Here is a 1,415-nt window from a genome sequence, read left to right as displayed (position 1 = left end):
GCGAGCAGTTCGGCGACCTCGAGCCACGAGGCCGCGCCCGAGCCGATGCCATGCAGGCAGACGATCGCCGGGCCCTGCCCGCGTTCGCGCACCGACACCACGGCACCGCCCGCGACCGCGACCTCGCGGGCCGCGAAGCGCGCATCGAGCCGCGCCAGCTCGGCAGCGGGCGGCATCGAGGCCTGGGTATCGAGGGTCTGCATGGCCGTCGCGCTCAACGCTTGATCCTGGCCAGCGGGTGGTCGGCCGGATAGGTCGGCGTCACCGGCTTCTTGGCGCCGAGCATCACGCACATCAGCGCATCCTCGTCGCCGATGTTGATCTCCTCGCGGTAGACGCCGGGCGGCACCGAGATCAGGTCGCGGTCGGTCATGATGGTCTCGAAGCGTTCGCCGTCCTTCTCGATCACCACCTTGAGCTTGCCGCGGATCAGGAAGAACACTTCCTCCACGTCGGTGTGCAGGTGCGGCGGGCCTTCGTGGCCGGCCGGGATCACCATGGTCGAGAAGGTGAAGTGCTCGGCCGGCACGGTGTTGACGTCCTTGGCGACGCCGGTGCCGCCCGTGCCCACGTAGCGCATCTGGGCGCGGCGGAACTTGGGATCGAAATCGGCCTGGAACTTCAGCGCGTCCCAGTCGTACTTGCGGGTCGAATAGCGCGCGATGCGGCTGTCCATCCACTCGGCGAGGCTGCTGCCTGCGGGCTGCGCCAGGCTGTTGCCGCCGGCATCGTTGATCTTTTGCTGTTCGGACAGATCGCTCATGGTGTGGGACTCCTGGGTCGAAGAGGAAGGGATTCAGTGCATCGCGAAGCCGCCGTTCACGGCCAGCAGCTGGCCGGTCACGAAGCGCGCGAGGCCGGAGAGCAGGAACACGGTGGCGCCGCAGACGTCGGCCGCCTGCTGTTCGCGCGGGATGGCGCGGCCCTCGAGGTATTTCTGGTGGCGCGCCATCGGCACGTACTCGGTGGCCTCGACCAGCGTGAGGCCGGGCGCCACGGCGTTGACGGTGATGCCGTCGCCGCCCCACTCGCGCGCCAGCGAGCGCGTCATGGAGATCACCGCGCCCTTGCTCGAGGCATAGGCCAGCAGGTTCGGCGCGCCCCACAGCGCGGTGTCGGAGGCGAGGTTGACGACGGCGCCGCGGCCGCTCTCGGCCAGCGCCGCGCGGCAGGCGCGGCCCATGAGCCAGCTGCCGCGCACGTTGACGGCCATCACGCGGTCCCACGTGTCGATCTCGAGCTGGTGCGCGTCGCGGCCGCCCGAATTGGTGATGGCGGCGTTGTTGACCAGGCCGTCGAGCCCGCCGAGCAGGCGGATCGCCTCGGTGGCGCCGGCCTCGATCGAGGCGGGGTCCGCGAGGTCGATGGCCAGCGCATGCGCCTGGCGGCCGGCGTCGCGCAGCGCCTTGGCTTCG

General features: G+C 70.5%; 3 protein-coding genes. All 3 read right to left on the bottom strand.

Annotation, left to right across the window (positions count from 1 at the left end; genetic code table 11):
- The coding region (locus AC27VN_RS41430) for an alpha/beta fold hydrolase (RefSeq protein WP_490880503.1) at nucleotides 1-203 on the bottom strand (203 nt) is incomplete at its 3' end.
- Nucleotides 204-214: 11 nt separating this feature from the next.
- Entirely contained in the window at nucleotides 215-763 is a 549-nt protein-coding gene (locus AC27VN_RS41425; protein WP_479670123.1) for a cupin domain-containing protein, read from the bottom strand.
- A 33-nt stretch (nucleotides 764-796) separates the two neighbouring features.
- Nucleotides 797-1,415: SDR family oxidoreductase (locus tag AC27VN_RS41420; protein ID WP_490880502.1), on the bottom strand; the 619-nt coding region annotated here is incomplete at its 5' end.

It is taken from the genome of Variovorax sp. 20P10.2.4 (assembly GCF_058244205.1).
The sequence above is the reverse complement of the archived record's forward strand: the minus strand, read 5'-3'. Positions and strand labels throughout refer to the sequence as shown.